Source organism: Mesorhizobium sp. P2_C4, assembly GCF_056404575.1.
In genome coordinates, this window is the sequence record NZ_JBFUDT010000002.1 from 1,157,681 (window position 1) to 1,173,199 (window position 15,519).

Consider the following 15,519-nt stretch of genomic DNA (forward strand, 5'->3'; position numbering starts at 1 on the left):
TTCCCGCTTTTTCCTTTATTGTGACAATGATCTATGGTTTGTCGCGCCGCGGCCAAGCGGCCGGTGTGAAGCGTTCTTTTGAGGAGTGTTCGATAGATGGCGACTGAAAATTGGCCCGTTTACGGTGAGATCACCGGCCCTGTCGTGATGATCGGCTTCGGCTCGATCGGACGGGGAACGCTGCCGCTGATCGAGCGCCATTTCAAGTTCGACAAGTCGCGCATGACGGTCATCGACCCGCTCGACACCGACCGCAAGCTGCTCGACGAGCGCGGCATCGCCTTCGTCCAGGAACACGTGACCGAGAAGAACTACAAGAAGCTGTTGACCCCATTGCTGACCAATGGCGGTGGCCAGGGCTTTTGCGTCAATCTGTCGGTCGACACCGGCTCGGTCGATCTGATGCGGCTCTGCCGCAAGCTCGGCGTGCTTTACATCGACACGGTGGTCGAGCCATGGCTCGGCTTCTATTTCGACGCCAAGGCCGATAATGCCAGCCGCACCAACTACGCGCTGCGCGAAGCGATGATCGAGGAAAAGCGCGAAAACCCGGGCGGCGCGACCGCCATCTCCACCTGCGGCGCCAATCCGGGCATGGTCTCGTGGTTCGTCAAGCAGGCGCTGCTGAACCTCGCCGGCGATCTCGGCCTCGAGTTTTCCGAGCCGGCGCAGGACGACCGCGACGGCTGGGCGAAGCTGATGAAGAAGGCCGGCGTCAAGGGCATCCACATTGCCGAGCGCGACACCCAGCGCACCAAGAAGCCTAAGCCGATGAACGTGTTCTGGAACACATGGTCGGTCGAAGGCTTCATCTCTGAAGGGCTGCAGCCGGCCGAACTCGGCTGGGGCACACACGAGAAATGGATGCCGAAGAACGGCAAGGAGCACAAGCAGGGCTCGCAGGCGGCGATCTATCTGGAGCAGCCGGGGGCCAACACGCGCGTGCGCTCATGGTGCCCGACGCCTGGCCCGCAATACGGCTTGCTGGTGACCCACAATGAGGCGATTTCGATCGCCGATTTCTTCACCGTGCGCGGCAAAAAAGGCAAGGTCCAATACCGCCCGACCTGCCACTATGCCTATCACCCCTGCAACGACGCGGTGCTGTCGCTGCACGAGATGTTCGGCGCCGCCGGCAAGGCGCAGCCTGTCCATCACGTGCTCGACGAAAACGAACTGGTCGACGGTGTCGACGAGCTTGGCGTGCTGCTCTACGGCCACGACAAGAACGCCTACTGGTATGGCTCGCAGCTGTCGCTGGCCGACGCCCGCAAGCTGGCGCCCTATCAGAACGCCACCGGCATGCAGGTCACCTCGGCAGTGCTCGCCGGCATGGTCTGGGCGCTGGAAAATCCGCAGGCCGGCATCGTCGAGGCCGACGAGGTGGACTACAGACGCTGCCTGGAAGTGCAGAGCCCCTATCTCGGACCGGTCAAGGGCTACTATACCGACTGGACGCCGCTCGATAACCGCCCTGGCCTATTTCCCGAAGACCTCGACAAAAACGACCCGTGGCAATTCCGCAACATCCTCGTTCGATAGCGGTTCTCTAGGCATGTCTCACTGCCTTGCAATCGCCCGGAAATCGGGCGATTGAAGGGATGCGGACTGAGGAGAGGATTCTCATATGACCATTGCACGCAAAGTTCTTTCGATGGGCGTGGCCGGCGCCCTTGCGACGATGCTTGCTGCCTGCGTGACCGGCGGCCCCGACGAGCCACCGGCCGCCTCTGCCCCTAAGGGGGTCGAAGGTTCCTGGCTGAACGCCGAAGGCAACGCAGTGTCGACGTTGAATGGCGGAACGTTCTCCACCGTTTCCGCCGAGACCGGCGAGAAATTTGCCGATGGCAGCTACTCAAAGACCGGGCCCACCTCGGTCGAGATCAACGGCACCTCGTTGATCAGGCAGCAGACGATAGCCTTCAACTGCCTGCTGGTCTCCATCAATCAGCTAAATTGCACCAGCGCCGCCGGGCAGAACTTTGTGCTGACCAGGCGCGGCTGAGCTCGATCCCGCAAGGGTTAGCAAAAAGGCGGCGGCACGATGCCCGCCGCCTTTTTTATGTCGGCAAACCGATCCCGTTCCGCTCGCCTGATTTCTTCTTGCATCGCCAGAACCGCGATGTGAACATGGCCCAAAAGCTGGCTGTTATGCTCCAGTGAAGCAACAGCGTTAAACGCCTTGGTCAGGCCATCCGGGAGACGAAGATGAAGAAGTTCGCTGCCATTGCCGCTCTGTCGGCATCCACGCTCGGCCTGTCGGCCGGAGCATCCTTTGCCGACTACACGTTGAACATCCTGCACTTCAACGATTGGCACAGCCGCATCGAAGGCAACAACAAATATGAGTCGACCTGCTCGGCTGACGAGGAGACCAAGGGCGAGTGCATTGGCGGCGCCGGCCGGCTGGTCACCGCGATCGCCCAGGAGCGCAAGAAGCTGGAAGGCCAGAACGTGCTGCTGCTCAATGCAGGCGACAGCTTCCAGGGATCGCTGTTCTACATCACCTACAAGGGCACCGCGGAGGAGGAATTCCTCAACCAGATCAAGCCCGACGCGGTGACGCTCGGCAACCACGAGTTCGACGATGGCGAGAGCGCGCTGGTGCCTTACCTGGACAAGGCGAAGTTCCCGATCGTCAGCGCCAATGTCGTGCCCAACGACAAGTCTGGCGCGGCAGGCAAGATCAAGCCGTCGATCGTGCTTGAGGTCGGCGGCCAGAAGATCGGCATCATCGGCGCGGTCACCAACGACACGCCGGAGCTCGCCTCGCCCGGCCCCAACATCACCATCGCCGACGACGTCAAGTCGATCACATCAGAGGTCGAGAAGCTGAAGGCGCAGGGCGTCAACAAGATCATCGCGGTGACCCATATCGGCTACAAGCGCGAGCGCGACGTCATCGCCAAGATACCGGGCATAGACATTGTCGTCGGCGGCCACAGCCATTCGCTTTTGTCCAACACCGACCCGAAGGCGGAAGGCCCCTACCCGACGATGGTCGACAATCCGGACGGCTACAAGGTTCCGGTCGTCCAGGCGGCGTCCTATTCGAAATATCTCGGCGAGTTCAAGATCGTGTTCGATGACAATGGCGTCGTCAAATCGGCCAGCGGCGACCCGATCTTTCTCGACAAGTCGATCACGCCCGATCCCGCCGTGCTTGCCCGCATCAAGGAGCTTGGCGCGCCGATCGAGGCGCTGAAGAACAAGGAGGTCGCCGAGACCACCAAGGCGATCGACGGCAGCCGCGAAAACTGCCGCGCCCGCGAATGCGAGATGGGCAATCTCGTCTCCGACGCGATCCTCGATCGGGTCAAGGGCCAGGGCGTCGAGATCGTCATCTCGAATGGCGGCGGCCTGCGCGCCTCGATCGACCAGGGCACCGTCACCATGGGCGAGGTGCTGACAGTGCTGCCGTTCCAGAACACGCTGGCCACCTTTCAGATTTCCGGCAAGGATCTGGTTGCCGGGCTGGAAAACGGTCTCAGCCAGCTGGAGGATGGCGCCGGACGCTTCCCGCAGGTCGCCGGCCTGAAATACTCCTTCGACAAGTCGGTCGCGCCCAATGCCGGTCGCGTCAAATCCGTCGAGGTCATGGAGGGCGGCGCCTGGGTCCCGCTCAATCCAGACAAGGACTATCTGGTCGCCACCAACAATTATGTCCGCCAGGGCGGCGACGGCTACAAGGTCTTCGCCGAGAAGGCCAAGAACGCCTATGACTATGGTCCGGGCCTCGAACAGGTGGTCGCCGACTATCTCGGCGCGCACAAGCCCTACACGCCAAAGCTCGACGGCCGCATCACCGAGATCGCCGCCACGGTTGCGGCGGCGCCTGCGGCTCCCGCCGCCGAACCTGCCAAGCCGGCCGAACCAGCCAAGCCCGCGGAAGCGGCGCCGGCTGCGGAACCGGCAAAACCGGCTGAAGCCGCGCCGGCACCCGTCGAGCCGGCGTTGCCTGCGCTGCCGGCAGGCTCAGGCGACATCGCTGCAACACCTCCAGCCGTCCCGGCGGAAGCCGCACCGGCGACACCGGCGCCTGCCGAACCGGCCAAGCCAGCCGAGGCTGCCCCGGCGCCGGCGACACCTGCGCCCGCCGAGCCAGCAAAACCGGCCGAGGCTGCTCCTGCCGAAGCCAGCCATGTCATCGTCGCCGGCGATACCTATTGGGACCTGGCCAAGCAGGCCTATGGCGACGGCACCAAATGGAAAGTGATCTCCGAAGCCAACAAGGGCTACGAGCCACGCCGGCTTCCCGTCGGCGCGACCTTGACCATTCCGCCGAAGTAACCGCGCTTGGCGTCTGCGACCAGCAAAACCCGCCCCGGAAACCGGGCGGGTTTTCGGCTTTCAGGGTAAGGTGCGGCCAGACGCAGCATTGAAAACTTGCGCCGCATCGCTAGTTTCGCCGCGACATCGCCGGTTTCGCGGGGTGTCGGGAGATCTTTATGACGCTTTCCACGCCTGTCGATCCCAAAGCCGCGAAGGCGCTTGGCCCGCTGCCGGCAGGACATCCGCCGGTCAGAACCGGCAAGATCGGCGTCATGCTGGTCAATCTCGGCACGCCCGACGGCACCGATTTCAAGCCGATGTGGCGCTATCTCAGGGAATTCTTGTCGGATCCGCGCGTCATCGAACTCAACAGGGCGATCTGGTATCCGATCCTCTACGGTCTGGTTCTGACCACAAGGCCGAAGAAGTCCGGCGCCAACTACGCCAGGATCTGGAACCGGGAGAAAAACGAGTCGCCGCTGCGCACCTTCACCCGCGCACAGGGCGAGAAGCTGGCCGAGGCGCTGCGCGACCTGCCCAATGTCGTCGTCGACTGGGCGATGCGCTATGGCAACCCTTCGACCGGGAGCGTTGCCAGAAATCTGGTCGAGCAAGGCTGCGACCGCATCCTTTGCTTCCCGCTCTATCCGCAATATTCGGCGACGACGACGGCGACGGCCAACGACCAGCTGTTTCGCGCGCTGATGAAGATGCGGGCAGCCCCGGCGATCCGCAGCGTGCCGCCCTACTATGACGAGCCGGTCTATATCGAGGCGCTCGCCCGTTCGATCGAACAGCATCTGGCGTCGCTCGACTTCGAACCGGAGGTGGTCATCGCCTCCTATCACGGCATCCCAAAGCCTTATTTCGAAAAAGGCGACCCCTATCACTGCCATTGCCTGAAGACGACGCGGCTCTTGCGCGAAAGGCTCGGCTGGAGCGACAAGAAGCTGATCACCACCTTCCAGTCGCGCTTCGGTGCGCAGGAATGGCTGCAGCCCTATACCGACAAGACGGTCGAGAAACTCGGCCATGACGGCGTGAAGTCGATCGCCATCGTCAACCCGGGCTTTTCCGTCGACTGCATCGAGACACTGGACGAAATCGGCCGCGAGGCGGCCGAAACCTTCCATCACGCCGGCGGCGAAAAATTCGCCCATATCCCTTGCCTCAACGACAGCGCGGAAGGCATGGCGGTGATCGAGGCGATGGTGCGGCGCGAACTGTCGGGCTGGATCTGATGCCGACGAATCCCGCAATCACCTGTGCATAGACAATTCGCGATCACCTGATTGTAACATTGTTGAAACACACTTAAGTGTTTGGTGAAGTCGGAGGCACGGAAACGTCTCCGTGGCCGGCGTCTGAGGGAGAGCCAAATGGATTTCAGTGGTTTCGGCATTGCGATTGGTGCGCTTGCCTTTCTGGTGTTGGTGCTTCTTATCAAAGGCATCAGGACAATCCCGCAAGGCTACAATTATACGGTGGAGCGCTTCGGTCGCTACACCAAGACACTGAGCCCCGGTCTCAATTTCATTACGCCCTTCGTCGACCGTATCGGCGCCAAGATGAACATGATGGAGCAGGTACTCGACGTTCCGAGCCAGGAAATCATCACCCGCGACAACGCCATAGTGGGTGTCGACGGCATCGCCTTCTACCAGATTCTCAACGCGGCACAGGCGGCCTATCAGGTCTCCGGCCTGCAGAACGCCATCCTCAACCTGACGATGACCAACATCCGTACGGTCATGGGCTCGATGGACCTCGACGAGTTGCTGTCGAACCGCGACGCCATCAACGAGCGCCTGTTGCGCGTCGTCGACGAGGCGGCGCATCCGTGGGGCATCAAGATCACCCGCGTCGAGATCAAGGACATCAACCCGCCGGCCAATCTCATCGAATCGATGGGCCGCCAGATGACCGCCGAGCGTAACAAGCGCGCGCAGATTCTTGCCGCCGAAGGTCTCAAGCAATCGCAGATCTTGGAGGCCGAGGGCCGCAAGGAAGCCGCCTTCCGCGACGCCGAGGCGCGCGAACGCTCCGCCGAGGCCGAAGCCCGCGCCACGCAGGTGGTGTCGGAAGCCATCTCCAAGGGCGACGTGCAGGCGCTCAACTACTTCGTGGCGCTGAAATACACCGAAGCGATGGGCAAGATCGGCACGGCCACCAACAGCAAGGTCGTGCTGATGCCGATGGAAGCCTCGGCGCTGATCGGCACGCTCGGCGGCATAAGCGAGATCGCCAAGGAAGTATTTCGCAGCGAAGGCACAGCCGGCGCCGCGCGGACTGCCCGCCCGCCAGTGGTTCGCCCGACCGACAATTGAGGAAATAGGAGCACACGCGCATGCTCGACCGCATCATTTCCGAACTCGGCCCGTGGAACTGGATGGTTCTCGGCTTTGTCCTGCTGGTGATGGAAGTCATCGCGCCAGGCATCTTCATGCTCTGGATCGGTATCGCCGCGCTGCTGATCGGCGTGGTGTCCCTGCTCATCTGGGACGCAGGCTTCTGGACCTGGGAAATCCAGGTTCTCGCCTTCCTCGCTTTGTCGCTGGTCTCGGCCTTCGTCGGCAAGAAGCTGGTCGGCGGGCGCAATGACACGACCGACCAGCCGCTGCTCAACCGCCGCGGCGCACAGATGGTTGGCAAGATGGCTACCCTTGCCGAACCGATCAAGGACGGTCGCGGCCGCATCAAGCTCGGCGACACGCTGTGGCGCGTCTCCGGTCCCGATCTGCCGGCCGGCACGCAGGTGCGTGTAGTCAGTTCGGCCGATACAGATCTGGAACTGACGGTCGAGGCCGTCTGAGTTTTCAGACGCGCCTACGCGCTAGGTGTGTTGAGATTCAGGTCGGGCCGCGCCGAAAATGGCTGATACCGAGAACCGGAGCGGAGCGTACTTTTTGTACGTGAGCACCGGAAGCGCAGGAGACCGGCGTTTGCAGACCGGCCTCACCTGAATATCAATACACCTTAGGCGGCGCCGATGCGCAGCAGATCATGCAAGTGGACGAGCCCGACCGGCCGCCTGCCCTCGACAACCATCAGGCTGGTGATGGCTGAGTTGTTGATCGTCTGCAGCGCAGTTGCCACCAGCGTGTCCGGGCCGGCCGTCTTCGGCTCCCTTGTCATCACCTGATCGACACTCATTTCCAGCAAATTGCTGCCGATATGGCGCCTGATGTCGCCGTCGGTGATGATGCCGATCAGCGCACCGTCCGCAGCCGCGATCGCCACGCAGCCGAACCCCTTGCTCGACAATTCGAGGATCGCCTCGCGCATGCCGGTGCCCGAAGGCACGAGCGGCAGCCTGTCGCCGACATGCATGATGTCGCGGATCTGCGTCAGATTGGCGCCGAGCTGGCCGCCGGGATGGAAGGTACGGAAATGGTCGGGCGTGAAACCCCGCGCTTCGAGCAAGGCGATGGCCAGTGCATCGCCCATCACCAGCTGCAAAAGCGTCGATGTCGTCGGCGCTAGGCCGTGCGGGCAGGCTTCGGGCGCGCGCGGCAGCAACAGCACCACGTCCGCCTCGCGCGCCAGCGCCGATGTCTCGCCGGCGGTGATCGCAACCAACGGAATCGAGAAGCGCCTGGAATAGGCGATGATGCCGTTGAGTTCCTTGCTCTCGCCCGACCATGACATGGCGATGATGGCGTCATCCCTGGCGATCATGCCGAGGTCGCCGTGATTGGCTTCGGATGGATGGACAAAGAAAGCCGGCGTGCCGGTCGAGGCGAGCGTCGCCGCGATCTTGGAACCGATATGGCCGCTCTTGCCGACGCCGGTGACGATGACGCGGCCTCTGGCCTGCGACACGATATCGACGGCGCGCGCGAATGGTTCGGACAGTCCATTTTCGAGCGCGGCGGCCAGAGCCGCCACACCGGCCTGCTCGGTTGCCACCGTTCTGAGCGCCGATTCTATTGAAGCTTGCTTGTCCAGCCGCTTCTTTTCTGGGGATCCCGCATGCATGGCTGATGCGATTAGCGCTTTGGCGCTCGCCTGTCCAACAGAAATGCCACCTCACGCCTGTCGCCCAAAAGCCTGGTCTCGGGCTTGACCCAAGGTTGTGCAGCGGTTTTGCGACAGCGACAGGCATGAAAACAAGGTGCTTGGAGCGCACCGCATGAATCCCCTAGGACATCGCCGTTTTGAGGGTCATTGGGCCGCCGCCTCAACCCTCCGTTAACCATCCCCATTTACGGTTCGGTAAGAGTATGGCGCGCTTGCGCCGCGCAAGCAGTGGTGACGATGTCGCGGGCCCAGCCTGAAAGCAAAAGAGGTCGAAACGGCAAGGCCATCAGCGCACTGCTGCTGGCGGCCAGCATTTTCGCTTTGCTGCGGCCAACAACGATTTGCGCCCAGGAGACCGAGCTGCGCGGCGAGGTTTCGGAATCGGCGATCTTGTTTGACCAGCAGCGCAAGGTGAGGCAACTGAGCACAGCCGGATCTCAGAATCCGGCGACACCCGCCGATGCCGCCGCCCAGGCCAACCCGCCAACCCCTACGACCTATCTGCCGGCAAGTGCCGGCGCCGTGCCGGACGACACCGGCGCGACACCGCCGACCGGCAGCATCTTTGATTCGCCAGCGGCCACCGACGACAGTTTTGGCGACAATCCGCCCCCGGTTAAGCCGCGCCGGCCGTCGACCGCAAAGCAGCGCGCCGCCGATGCAGACACGACCAAGGACAAGGCCACCGCCAAGAAGAAGCTCGGCAAGGCAACGGACCCAACCACGATCGCAACCACTTCGACCGACACAGCAGCAGACGATGCGGACCAGGACACAACCAACCGCCGTGCCCTCACCATCGACAGCGCCGACCGGCAGAAGCTTGATCCCGGCGCCGAGCGCACCGGCTCCATCGAAGGCCTGAAGAAGAAGCCCGAAGACGATCCCTACGCCGCAACCGGCATCAAGGTTGGCACCTTCCTGCTCCGGCCGACGCTTGAGCAAGGCGTGACGGCAACGTCGAATGCCGATTCCAGCAGCGGCGGGACGTCGGCGGTGCTGTCCGAAACGGCGCTGCGTTTTTCCGCCGCCTCCGACTGGCGCGAGAACTCGGCGGTCATCGACGGCTACGGCAACTTCCGCAACACCATTTCGGGCAAGAAGATCAATGAAGGGCGCGGCCGCCTCGAAGGCACCCTGAACGTCGATCTCGACAATGAACTGCGGGCCATCGCCAAGCTCGGCTACGAAATTGCGCCGGAATCCGCCTCCTCACCCGATGCCATTGCCGGCGTCAAATCGCAGCCGATCCGCCAGACCATCGACGGCAGCCTGGGCATCGAGAAGGACGTCGGCAAGCTGCGCTTCGCGCTGACCGGCGCGGTCTCTCACGACATCTATGGCGACGCCGAGCTGACAAACGGCACCGTGTTGTCGCAGAAGGATCGCGACTCCACACTCTACACGGCGACTTTGCGCACCGGCTACGAGATCTCGCCTGCCATCACGCCTTTTGCCGAGGTCGAGGTCGGACGCCGTGCCTATGATCTGCGTGTCGATTCGGGCGGATTCGAACGGTCATCCACCCGCCTCGGCGCGCGCGCCGGCGTCGAACTCGACATGGGCGAGAAGCTGACTGGCGAATTCTCCGCCGGCTGGCTCCGCGAAGCGATCGACGACGATCGCCTGGCGGCAATCGCGGGGGCAACGGTGAATGCCGACCTCAAATGGTCGCCCGAGCGCGGCACCATCATCGGCCTCACCGGGAAGACCACCATCGACGGCACCACAGCCGCCAACGAAAGCGGCGACATCCTCTATTCCGGTCGCCTCACCGGCGAGCGGCAGATTCGCGCCGACCTGACCGGCAACGCCGCACTCGGCCTCGACTGGCGCGACTACACCGGCTCCGACGGGCATGACCTGACGCTAAGCGCCGAGGCCGGGCTGACATGGTGGCTGAACCGCTATGTCGGCCTCACCAGCCGCGCCCGCACCGAAAAGCTGACCAGCAACCTGCCAGGCCGCAACTACACCGCCAACAGCATCTACCTCGGGCTGAAGCTGCAACGCTAGGAAGTCTGGCCAGGCGGACATGTCAGGCAAAGCCAGCCTGACACCAAGGTTACCTGCCTTAGGCGGCACCGCGCCGTTCCGACGGTTTTATCTCATCGAGCAGCGTGCGGATGACGCCCGACATGTTCTCGTTCATGTCGCTGCGCCACAGCGCGAAGGCGACATTGGCCTCGACGAAGCCTTCCGGCGAACCGCAATCGAAGGTGCGGCCCTGATAGTGGTAGCCGTAGAAGGACTGCTGCTTTTCCAGCTTCAGCATCGCATCGGTGAGCTGGATTTCGTTGCCGGCGCCCTTTTCCTGGCCTTCGAGAATCCCGAAGATTTCCGGCTGCAGGATGTAGCGGCCGTTGATGTAGAGATTGGACGGTGCGGTGCCGGTCTTCGGCTTCTCCACCATCTCGGTGATGCGGAAGCCGTGATGCGTATCCTCGCCGCGGCCGACGATGCCGTATTTGTGCGCCTCGGCCGGGTCGCATTCCTGCACGGCGATGATGTTGTTGCCGGTCTCCTGGTAGAGCTCGACCATCTCCTTCATGCAGCTCTTTTCCGACTGCATGATCATGTCGGGCAACAGCAGCGCGAAAGGCTCGTCGCCGACCAGTTCGCGCGCGCACCAGACGGCATGGCCAAGCCCCATCGGCACCTGCTGGCGGGTAAAGCTGGTCTGTCCCGGCGCCGGTTGCAGCCGCTGCAGGCGAGCGAGCTGGTCATCCTTGCCGCGCTGGGCGAGCGTGTCGTAGAGCTCGAACTGGACGTCGAAATGGTCTTCGATGACCGCCTTGTTGCGGCCGGTGACGAAGATGAAATGTTCGATGCCGGCCTCGCGCGCCTCATCGACAACATACTGGATGACCGGTCTGTCGACGACGGTCAGCATTTCCTTGGGGATAGCCTTGGTGGCCGGGAGGAACCGCGTGCCGAGGCCGGCGACCGGGAAAACTGCCTTGCGAACTCTCTTCATGCTGTCAATTATCCGTTTGGGGGCCTGCTCCGCAATCCCGCTCCGAGACATTTTCACGCCGGAATCGGGGATTACGGAAGGTCTGGTGAGAAACTTGCTGTGCGTAAAGCATCGACGCGTCTTTTCGTTCCCGACGGCTCCTATGGTAAACTAAATCCTAACCGGGTTCGGCGATGAATGATCTTCCTGAGATGAAGAAGGAGGAAAAGATGTCCGTTCGCAATGCCGCAAAACTCTTCACCAGCGTCATGACGGCCGCCAGCCTCTCGCTCGCCTTGCTGATGCCGGCCGGGCCGGCTTTTGCCGATGCCGGCTTCCGGCAATGGGTCGCCGGCTTCCGGGCAACCGCCGTGCAAGGCGGCGTTTCCGGCGCCGTCTACGACCAGGCCTTCAAGGATATCAGGGATATTGACCCGGTGGTGCTGGAAAAGGCACGCACGCAGCCTGAATTCACCGCCCCGGCATGGGATTATTTCGACAACCGGGTCCATGACCAGTCGGTCGCCGTTGGCCAGCAGATGGCGAAGAAATGGAAGCCCTGGCTCGACCGCATCGAAGCACGGTTCGGCGTCGACCGCGACATCCTGCTCGCCATCTGGTCGATGGAATCGAACTATGGCGAGATCCTCAAGCGCGACGACATTATGCGCAATGTCGTGCGCTCGCTGGCGACCTTGGCCTATGCCGATCCGAAGCGGGGGAAATTCGCCCGCACCCAACTGATCGCCGCATTGAAGATCCTGCAGACGGGCGACATCGATGAAAGCCATCTCAGCGGATCCTGGGCCGGCGCCATGGGCCATACCCAGTTCATCCCGACCAGCTATCAGCACTATGCCGTCGACATGGACGGCAATGGCAAGCGCGACATCTGGAATTCGATCCCCGATGCGCTGGCAACCGCCGCCAATCTGTTGAAGAAGAATGGCTGGCAGGCCGGCAAGACCTGGGGCTACGAGGTCACGCTGCCGGCCGGCAAGCTCCCCGCCGGCGCGAAGACATTGGCGCAATGGCAGGCGCTCGGCGTCGTCAGGGCCAATGGCAAGCCGTTCAAGAACGTCGCCGACAAGGCGACATTGAAGGTGCCGGACGGCCGCGATGGACCGGCCTTCCTGATGATCAAGAATTTCTCGGTCATCAAGGCCTACAACAACGCCGACAAATATGCGCTGGCCGTCGGCCTTCTTGCCGACGAAATCGCCGGTTCCAGTGGTCTCGTGCAGGACTGGAAACGGCCTTTCACCAAGCTCAGCTTCGAAGAAAGGCAAGAGCTGCAGAAGCGGCTTTCGCAGCACGGGCTTTACGACGGCAAGTTCGACGGCAAGATCGGTGACGGCACCAAAACCGCCATCATGACCTATCAGGCGAAGGTCGGCTTGACCCAGGACGGGTATCCGAGCATGGAAGTGCTCAAATGGCTCCGACAAAAATAGAGCCGCCGCGCGGCCCCGATTTCGGGGTCATGCGCCAGGGATGGAGAGGGTGATTGGTTTCGGTCGCGCGTATCCGGGTCATCGTCCGTCGCATGCCGATCCTGATTCTGGCTGTTGCGGTTCTGGCAGTCGCCGCCGCCAGCTCCTTTCACACGCCGGCAATCGCGCAGGAACAGCAAAACCGGGGCTGGTCGCTGCGCGACCTGTTGTTCCCGCGCAGAAGTGAGCGGGTAGAGCCGCCGCTTGACATCCAGAAGCCGCGGCCCAAGGCAAGAAAGAAGGCACCTCGCCCACCGGCCGAACCGGCAATACCGATTGTCGAGAAAACACCGGATGCCCGCGTCGTTCTGGTGGTCGGCGATTTCATGGCAAGCGGCCTTGCGGAAGGCCTCGATACCGCCTTTGCCGAAAATCCCGGCGTCAGGATCGTCGCTCGCAGCAACGGCTCGTCCGGTTTCGTGCGTGATGATTTCTACAACTGGCCCGAACAGATCAAGTCGTTGATCGAGATCGAGAAGCCCGCGGCTGTCGTCGTCATGCTGGGGTCCAACGATCGCCAGCAGATGCGCGTCAATGACGTGCGCGAACAGCCGCGATCCGAGAACTGGACCAAGGAATATGAGCGCCGGACCGATGCGCTGGGCAAGGCCATTGCGTCGACCAAGGTGCCCTTCCTGTGGGTTGGCATGCCGGCTTTCCGGGTGCCGAAAATGACGTCCGACATGCTGGCCTTCAACGACATCTATCATTCGGCGGCCGAAAGCGGTGGCGGTGAATTCGTCGACATCTGGGACGGATTCGTCGACGAGAACGGCGCCTTCGTCACCACCGGACCCGATATTAACGGCCAGGCGGTGCGCCTGCGCTCGGATGACGGCATCAACGTGTCGAAGGCCGGCAAGCGCAAGCTCGCCTTCTATACCGAAAAGCCGCTGATGAAGATCCTTGGGCTGACAGCACCAGGCGGCGCGGTGACGGCATCTGCGCCCGCTGGCGCCCCGGTCGAAGTGCCGTCGCCGGCCGCTGCCCCCATCGTTGTCGATCGCACCGTGCCGATGCTGCTCAGCGATCCGGCGCTCGACGGCGGTTCGGAACTTCTCGGTGCAGCGCCACCGACAAAGGCGGATGTGAACCTGCCCGGCGAAAAACTGGTCATCGAGGGCAAGGCGTCCGCTGCCTCGCCGGGCCGCGCCGACGATTTTTCCTGGCCGCCCAAGACCCAGCCGGCGACGGCGGCCGCAGGCGAGACAACGACGGCGATCAACCCTTAACGGGGTAGAACAGTCGATCCCATCAGTGCTTCGTCGATCGAGCGCGCCGCCTGGCGGCCCTCGCGGATCGCCCAGACAACCAGCGACTGGCCGCGACGCACATCGCCCGCCGCATAGAGCCTGTCGACGCTGGTCTTGTAGTCGCGATCGTTGGCCTCGACATTTTTCGAACGGCGGCTGTCGGTGACGATCTTCATCTGACCATCCAATTCCGACACCAGTCCGGCGGTGGTCGGTCCGGCAAAGCCGATGGCGATGAAGGCGAGATCGGCACGGATGACGAATTCGGTGCCGGCGATCGGCTTGCGCTTGTCATCGACCTCACAGCATTTGACGCCCGTCAGCTGGCCCTCTTCGCCGATGAATTCGAGCGTCGCCACCTGGAATTCACGCTCGGCGCCTTCGGCCTGCGACGACGAAGTGCGCATCTTGGTTGCCCAGTAGGGCCAGACCGAGAGCTTGTCTTCCTTTTCCGGCGGCTGCGGCCGGATGTCGAGCTGGGTGACGCGCACGGCGCCCTGGCGAAAGGCGGTACCGACGCAGTCGGAGGCGGTGTCGCCGCCACCGACGACGACGACGTGCTGACCGCCGGCAACGATCGGCGCCGCGTGCCACGCCACCGACTGGATCGGCTCGCCGCCGACGCGCTTGTTCTGCTGCACCAGATACGGCATCGCATCATGCACGCCGTCGAGATCGTCGCCGGGAATGCCGGCAGCGCGCGGCGTTTCCGAACCGCCGCAATAGAGCACCGCATCATATTCCGCGAGCAGCTCGCTGACCTTCTTGTCGACGCCGACATTGACGCCGCAATGGAAGGTCACGCCCTCGCCCTGCATCTGCTCGATGCGCCGGTCGATATAGTGCTTCTCGATCTTGAAGTCGGGAATGCCATAGCGCATCAGCCCGCCCGGCCGGCTTTCGCGCTCATAGACACTGACCTCATGACCGGCGCGGCCGAGCTGCTGGGCGGCGGCCATGCCGGCTGGTCCCGAGCCGATGATGGCGACGCGTTTTCCGGTCTTCTTTTCCGGCGGATAGGGCCTGATATGGCCGGTTTCATAGGCCTTGTCGGCGATCGCCTGCTCGACCGTCTTGATGGCGACCGGAATGTCCTCGAGGTTCAGCGTGCAGGCTTCCTCGCAAGGTGCGGGGCAGATGCGGCCGGTAAATTCGGGGAAATTGTTGGTCGAATGCAGGTTGCGGATCGCATTGTCCCAGTCGCCATTGTAGACGAGGTCGTTCCAGTCCGGGATCTGGTTGTGGATCGGACAGCCTGTCGGCCCATGACAAAACGGAATGCCGCAATCCATGCAGCGCGCGGCCTGTTTCTCGACCTCCTTGTCCGACATCGGCAGCGTGAATTCTCGGAAATGCCGGATGCGGTCGGAGGCCGGCTGGTACTTGTGCACCTGCCGGTCGATTTCGAGAAAGCCTGTTACCTTGCCCATAGTCCAGTTCCTGCTGTCCAGATGGTGCGGTTTTCGCCGCACCCGTTAACCTCTTGAGGCAGCCATGGCAACCTTGCGCCCGAGGTCAAACTGTC

At 62.7% G+C, this 15,519-nt stretch carries 12 protein-coding genes; 9 read left to right on the top strand and 3 right to left on the bottom strand.

The features are described 5' to 3' along the window. Positions 1–96: 96 nt before the first annotated feature. The 6 genes from AC1DX6_RS11915 (at position 97) to AC1DX6_RS11940 (ending at position 7,084) form a co-directional block, all read left to right on the top strand. A complete protein-coding gene (locus tag AC1DX6_RS11915; protein WP_477313390.1) occupies positions 97–1,542 on the top strand; it encodes a homospermidine synthase in 1,446 nt (481 codons plus the stop codon). A gap of 85 nt (positions 1,543–1,627) precedes the next feature. Then, entirely contained in the window at positions 1,628–2,005 is a 378-nt protein-coding gene (omp10, locus tag AC1DX6_RS11920; RefSeq protein ID WP_477313392.1) for an outer membrane lipoprotein Omp10, read from the top strand. 203 nt (positions 2,006–2,208) lie between these two features. Continuing rightward, positions 2,209–4,290, top strand: coding sequence for a 5'-nucleotidase C-terminal domain-containing protein (locus AC1DX6_RS11925; RefSeq protein WP_477313394.1), 2,082 nt, complete (start codon positions 2,209–2,211; stop codon positions 4,288–4,290). Between the two features lie 158 nt (positions 4,291–4,448). Continuing rightward, positions 4,449–5,513 carry a ferrochelatase gene (hemH, locus tag AC1DX6_RS11930; RefSeq protein WP_477313396.1) on the top strand — a complete coding sequence of 355 codons (1,065 nt, stop codon included), beginning with the start codon at positions 4,449–4,451 and terminating at the stop codon, positions 5,511–5,513. A 138-nt stretch (positions 5,514–5,651) separates the two neighbouring features. Continuing rightward, complete coding sequence (locus tag AC1DX6_RS11935) at positions 5,652–6,599, top strand: SPFH domain-containing protein (RefSeq protein WP_477313398.1); 948 nt, start codon at positions 5,652–5,654, stop codon at positions 6,597–6,599. A gap of 20 nt (positions 6,600–6,619) precedes the next feature. Beyond that, a complete protein-coding gene (locus AC1DX6_RS11940; RefSeq protein WP_477313400.1) occupies positions 6,620–7,084 on the top strand; it encodes an NfeD family protein in 465 nt (154 codons plus the stop codon). 164 nt (positions 7,085–7,248) lie between these two features. On the opposite strand, the gene AC1DX6_RS11945 is transcribed toward AC1DX6_RS11940, so the two are convergent. Next, positions 7,249–8,250 (bottom strand): KpsF/GutQ family sugar-phosphate isomerase, encoded by a 1,002-nt coding sequence (locus AC1DX6_RS11945; protein ID WP_477313402.1) that lies wholly within the window; start codon positions 8,248–8,250, stop codon positions 7,249–7,251. Positions 8,251–8,529: 279 nt separating this feature from the next. On the opposite strand from AC1DX6_RS11945, the gene AC1DX6_RS11950 reads away from it, so the two are divergent. Continuing rightward, entirely contained in the window at positions 8,530–10,308 is a 1,779-nt protein-coding gene (locus tag AC1DX6_RS11950; RefSeq protein WP_477313404.1) for an outer membrane beta-barrel protein, read from the top strand. Positions 10,309–10,366: 58 nt separating this feature from the next. On the opposite strand, the gene galU is transcribed toward AC1DX6_RS11950, so the two are convergent. Then, the gene (galU, locus tag AC1DX6_RS11955; protein ID WP_477313406.1) at positions 10,367–11,269 is read right to left on the bottom strand and encodes a UTP--glucose-1-phosphate uridylyltransferase GalU; all 903 of its coding nucleotides are present in this window, start codon (positions 11,267–11,269) and stop codon (positions 10,367–10,369) included. 209 nt (positions 11,270–11,478) lie between these two features. On the opposite strand from galU, the gene AC1DX6_RS11960 reads away from it, so the two are divergent. Beyond that, positions 11,479–12,702, top strand: coding sequence for a lytic murein transglycosylase (locus AC1DX6_RS11960; protein ID WP_477313408.1), 1,224 nt, complete (start codon positions 11,479–11,481; stop codon positions 12,700–12,702). Between the two features lie 53 nt (positions 12,703–12,755). After that, positions 12,756–13,973, top strand: a complete 1,218-nt coding sequence (locus AC1DX6_RS11965; RefSeq protein ID WP_477313410.1) for an SGNH/GDSL hydrolase family protein — start codon at positions 12,756–12,758, stop codon at positions 13,971–13,973. Here the strand turns inward: AC1DX6_RS11965 and AC1DX6_RS11970 are convergent. Further along, entirely contained in the window at positions 13,970–15,424 is a 1,455-nt protein-coding gene (locus tag AC1DX6_RS11970; protein ID WP_477313412.1) for a glutamate synthase subunit beta, read from the bottom strand. The two genes, AC1DX6_RS11965 and AC1DX6_RS11970, sit on opposite strands and share 4 nt — an antisense overlap. Positions 15,425–15,519 lie beyond the last annotated feature (95 nt).